Origin of the sequence: Xenorhabdus khoisanae (assembly GCF_001037465.1) — a bacterium.
Classification (GTDB): domain Bacteria; phylum Pseudomonadota; class Gammaproteobacteria; order Enterobacterales; family Enterobacteriaceae; genus Xenorhabdus; species Xenorhabdus khoisanae.
Map to the genome: position 1 here is coordinate 1 of NZ_LFCV01000198.1, position 5,170 is coordinate 5,170.

The window sequence follows — 5,170 nt, forward strand, 5'->3', positions numbered from 1 at the left end:
GAATCATAGGCAGAAAAAATGAGAGACAAATATCATCAAGGTGAATTTAAGGTTTAGTTTCTTATGGATGCTCTATTGTTAACTTGGTAACAAATAATGTCGTAGAAACATCTTGCTTATTAAAAGTAAAATAATTTAAAAACAGAAGATAATGTTATAAATCGAACAACCTGAGTTTAATATAACGAAAACTCAGGTTGTTGATTTACTAAGTCAATAGATTATTTATGCACTGCTGCCTTGACTTCATCCGATGCCTGCCAAATACGATATTTAACTGTCATCGATTTTGGTGTATATACCACGATAGGTAATTTGCTGTTATAACGTATAAACGCATCTTTACCTAAATTAATCTGAACAAAACGTACTGTTTTTTCCTTATTTGGACAGGCCATTTTTGTTGAAGCGGGACCAGAGACTTTATTTAGCTCATAGTAATCATATCCCCATCCTTCCAATACTTTCGTCTCCAACTTGCCACCAAACCAATGATGGTTGCAATCCACTTTCATGTCCTTGCCAATCATCAACTCAACCATGTAGTTGTTTTCATGCTCTTTCTGAGGAAGTTCAATCACACTGCGTACCATTCCCTCAGAAGCAGCAGGATAAGGTGCTACATCTTCCAGTTTTTTGTCAGCAAAAACAGAAGTCGATACCATCAAAGCAGCTAAAGGAAATAGATATTTTTTCATATATCACCTCTGAATATATTTAAAAAGGAGATTGAATCATAACAACAAAAATACTGATGTGAATTATGTTTTTTTGGCAATGCACTGATTTTTAGGCTTATTCCATAAACTTGAAGTATATGCAATAAAAGTTAATATTAATTTTCATTAACAATGAGTTAGACTTATAAAGAGTACCAGATCTTTTTATGTGATATCTCTCAAATCTGAGATTACAATGGGCTGCTACACTCATATAGTGTGGTCGTAAATTTCGTATAGGAGGTCTCATGTTTCCAGAATATCGTGATTTAGTATCCAACCTGAAAGAATCTCATCCCCGCTTCCAATCCCTGTTTGAAAAACATAACCGACTTGACCACGAGATAACCCAGCTTGAAGGCCCAAATGGAACTGGCTACAGCGATAAAGTTATACGTCTGAAAAAAGAAAAATTACACATCAAAGATGAGATGCAAAGGATTTTGCAGGCAGAATATCAGAAATAGCCCTGCCAATAATTTTAACGCCTGCTTTGTTTATAAGTAGGCGTCATATGGAGTTCTCGATTAGAGAACCTTGCCAATTCCACATCCGTAAAAAAGCCACCATAATGGTGGCAAAAACCGGAGCAATGATTTTTTCGTTATTTATTGTGCGGCAGCCGCTTTCTGGCGAGGTTGTCTCTTAGCTTTTGCCTTTGGATGCGGCGTTACATTCTGGACTTCACCCGGCTTAGAAATGAAACGGACAAAGGTTTCATGGCTGACGAACGTTGCTCCACAATTGATGTTCTGACATTGGTTATAGCGCTCCTTTGTTTGGCTTGAATGCTCGAAGCTGCTACGAGTATGCGCTGACTGATCACACAGAGGACACTTAATCATATTGTTCACCTTTCTTGAAATAACATCTTCTCGTCTGGTGAACAATATACCAAAGATCTCATATTGAGATCAAGTGTTTATTTAGGTGTTCTCAGTTTTGGTTTCAGTATCCTCAGCTTTGATTTCGATATCATCAAGTTTAATCTCGAGATCTAATGATGTTGTAAAACCACTGTCATTGAGATTATGGGTCACTTTCACTATCGTCCAGCTAGTTCCGTTTATCTCCGGCTTAAATCCATCAATTTGTACAGGTGTTTCAGGATAAATGTCAGCGCGCCCTTTCGCCAAAGTGATAGAAAACTGAGCTGCACCTCTCTGTAGTTTTTTCCAAACTGCTTCAGCAGCACGTTCTGCTTCTTCTTTGCTGTTATATACACGGGAGAGTTTCAGTACATTCTCTTCTGTTCCTTGCAAATATTTTTGGGCTTCTTGTTTGGTCGTCTTGGTTTCAGTCGTTGCTTCATGAGACTCAAGCGCTGATTCTTGCTTTTCCTCATAATAAGACTGACTTTTATCTCTTCGGGTCTTATCACCACCCAACTTTTTTGCTTTTTTGTGGCTGGGCTTGTCATAAGGAGATGTTTTACCCCCCTTCTTTTTAGAGTCTTTTTTCGATAAATCGACAACACCTGGCTTTTTGTTTTTCTCTTTCACCATTTTGTGGTCTTTTTTATCTTGCCTTTTGAAAAAACTAAAATTAGAAGGAGCACTACTCGTTTTAAGCACGGTTTTATCTGACACCTGAGTTTTACTGCTATCGTAGTGAACAGAAACATCAACCTTTGTGTTCTTTGACTCCTGCCGTTTATAGGTTACCGTTTGTTTAGATGCCCTTTGTGTATCCCACCATTGAGCGACCACACCTGTATAAGCTTCACGATCAGCCAGAGAAAACCGATGGCTATCCCCTGATTGACGAGTAATCAAAACAGGAGGAATTGCCATACCACTCGCACTCTTATTCTGTCCTTGAAGAATAAACAGCAATTCACCATTTTTGACTGAAGCAATCGCCCCTTCCTGCTGTGCTATGCGTGTCAGAAAGCTCACATCAGATTCATTAGTTTGATCGATATGCATAGAGAGACCTTTCAATTCATCGCTGATTTGAAATTGCAGGTAGTTTCTCGTGGCTATCGTACTCACAATACTCTCTAACGTGTGTTTATGATAAGACGCTTCGCGCTTGACATTCAGATCACCACGAAAATCAGCGCTGCGGGCACGAACTGTCAGCCGATCCGGAGCACCAGAATGTTCAATTTCATCAACAACAAATTTTCCCTTTGGGGTTAAGGGGTGGCCATGCCACCCCAATTCCAGTATCAGGATATCGCCCCGGGAAGGAAATATAAGTTTCCCATCCGCATCATCCAACTCAATATCCAGCTGATCTGACTCCAAGCCGCGGTTATCCGTCAGCGTTAGGGACATTAAACGTGATTGAATTTTGCCAGTTATATCCTTGTTATTGGTTTCCAATCGAAAAGCCGGTGCACCATCTTTGCCAGTAATCAAATCAAATTGGGGAACCCAATCTGTGCTTGGTATCCACTGTTGAAAATCTATCATGAGAATGCTCCCTTAACTTTATCAATGGCTTGATCCTTAAGTTTATAAAGCTCATCCAATGATTTAGGCAGTTGGTCCCGTATTTCAGATAGCTGCTCTTGCAAATCTCCCAACATTTCAAGCAAATTGTTATCAACCCGCCGTAAGGTCAGTGTAAAACTGATTTTTCTGGCCGCACCACCCGACATAAATTCCGTTTTTGTCTCATCAATGCTTTCGATAACGAACATGCCATAAATCGCACCACTACCATCAATGAAAGACCATGCTTTGCCACTGTCTGCCATTAATTTCAATGCGGTCAGAGAAAGAGAACCACCTGTCAGCTCAGGATAAAGTTCCCCTGATAGAGTGACCGTGTCATTATCAGGACCGATAAACTGCCAGGCAGGCCGTGCTCCCACACGGCTATTGAAGGCATGTCTCCAGCTTTGTTTATGTTGAAAACTCTGGTATGGCGTTGTTTTCAACATAAAAACGAATAAACCAAGTGCAGCCATCATGAGAATAATTCCTCCCTATCAGAATATGAGCTACGCATACGGGCTTGCTGCATACGTTCCCGTTGTTCCAGTTCCTGTCTGACCATGCGGGCAATATCCTGAGCGGATTGTCCCTGTGAACCATAGACATAAATGTTATATTGCGGGGCGCCACTAAATTGTTGTGGCTGACTCCGCTCCCTTTTCGCCTGAACTTCCTCATAAGAATGAGTAGGTAAACTTTGCGGATGCAGCGGTGCATCCTGTGCCGCTACGGGCAAAGACATTGAAGCGACAGCAACCCCCAAGGCAGCATAATTCGCCGTATTTTTACGACTGATGACATTTGCCGAACCACTAATAATTTCAGGACCGCGCTCACCTACGATGCCAATTTCTCCCGCTGAAATGGAGCCGCCTTTATCGTATTGACCAATCTGTTTCGCTTTTTCATTAGTTTCGTTATTGGTTATTTCCTTTGAGGTTTTTACAACAACTTCCTTTTTATCATCACCTGACCACCACGATTTAAATATGTCAGTAATAGAGGAAATCTTACCTTTCAGGGCCTCCCATTTTTCTTGAATACCCGTTAACAAGCTATCGATCATTTCCGAACCCGCAGCTTTTAATTTTTCCGGAATGGCTTGAACATCAGCAACAATTTCATTCCATCTATCTGAAATTGATTTTTTAACGTTCTCCCAGATTTCTAATGTATTCTGCTTAACGGATTCCCAAACTCCACTTATTGTAGCTTTAACCGATTCCCAAGCATCTGAAGCACTTTGTTTAATGGTATCCCAGTTTTGGTAGATAATGCCTATTAACCCACCATTCATGAAATAACTCTTAATACCTTCCCATGCGGTATTCACAAGGTTTTTAATTCCTTCCCAAGCACCGCTGAAGATATTTTTAACGCTTTCCCATAAAGCTGTAAATTTTGGTCCTAATGTTTCCCAATTCTGCCAAATATAAATAGCAGCCATTGCAATAATGCCAATAACAGCAAGAATTGGGTTTGCCATCATAGCCCGGCCAATAAACATCATTGCCTTGCCTAATACATTGAAAGCACTACTTAAAAAAGATAATCCTTTTACACCAACACTTGCCAGAATATTTATACCACTACCTAAAACTCCAAAAACTTTTTGACCAATATTCCCTAATATCCCCAAGCCTTTTCTTTGGTTTCCAAAAGTATCTTTACCTCCTTTGTTAGATAATAAATCAGCATCATTATTAAGTGAGCCAAAAACCTTGTTTCCGGTTTTGCCAAAAAAATCCATGGCTGCTCTTAGCGCTTCCAACGCTTCGGTGCCGAATTGTGCAAATGCCTTCAAGCCATCTCTCAAATTCTCCATAGCCTGAATCCCCACCTGCGCAAATCTATTCAGATTGGCTCTTAACTCCTCCAGCCCCTGAACCCCGATCTGAGTAAATATATCCAGACTGGATTTCAACTTATCCAGTGCCTGAACACCCAAATCAGCAAAGAAGGCGAGGCTGGCTTTTAATTCTTCAAACGCTTTCAGCCCCAACT

General features: G+C 40.4%; 6 protein-coding genes. 1 reads left to right on the forward strand and 5 read right to left on the reverse strand.

Annotated elements, in window-relative coordinates; translation table 11 throughout:
• Positions 1 to 221: 221 nt before the first annotated feature.
• Positions 222 to 698, reverse strand: coding sequence for a serine protease inhibitor ecotin (gene eco / locus AB204_RS19875; protein WP_047965123.1), 477 nt, complete (start codon positions 696 to 698; stop codon positions 222 to 224).
• A 269-nt stretch (positions 699 to 967) separates the two neighbouring features.
• Here eco and AB204_RS19880 point away from each other — a divergent pair, with 269 nt between their 5' ends.
• Positions 968 to 1,186 (forward strand): YdcH family protein, encoded by a 219-nt coding sequence (locus AB204_RS19880; protein WP_047965124.1) that lies wholly within the window; start codon positions 968 to 970, stop codon positions 1,184 to 1,186.
• A 141-nt stretch (positions 1,187 to 1,327) separates the two neighbouring features.
• Here AB204_RS19880 and AB204_RS19885 read toward each other — a convergent pair whose 3' ends face one another.
• From AB204_RS19885 to AB204_RS19900, 4 genes are all read right to left on the reverse strand, one after another.
• Positions 1,328 to 1,564 (reverse strand): ogr/Delta-like zinc finger family protein, encoded by a 237-nt coding sequence (locus tag AB204_RS19885; RefSeq protein ID WP_047965125.1) that lies wholly within the window; start codon positions 1,562 to 1,564, stop codon positions 1,328 to 1,330.
• An 81-nt stretch (positions 1,565 to 1,645) separates the two neighbouring features.
• A complete protein-coding gene (locus AB204_RS23885) occupies positions 1,646 to 3,139 on the reverse strand; it encodes a phage late control D family protein (protein WP_047965126.1) in 1,494 nt (497 codons plus the stop codon).
• Positions 3,136 to 3,642, reverse strand: coding sequence for a phage tail protein (locus AB204_RS19895; protein WP_047965127.1), 507 nt, complete (start codon positions 3,640 to 3,642; stop codon positions 3,136 to 3,138). Before AB204_RS19895 ends, AB204_RS23885 begins: the two co-directional genes overlap by 4 nt.
• Complete coding sequence (locus tag AB204_RS19900; RefSeq protein WP_235428154.1) at positions 3,639 to 5,090, reverse strand: phage tail tape measure protein; 1,452 nt, start codon at positions 5,088 to 5,090, stop codon at positions 3,639 to 3,641. The genes AB204_RS19895 and AB204_RS19900 overlap by 4 nt, the downstream gene beginning before the upstream one ends.
• Positions 5,091 to 5,170: the final 80 nt, after the last annotated feature.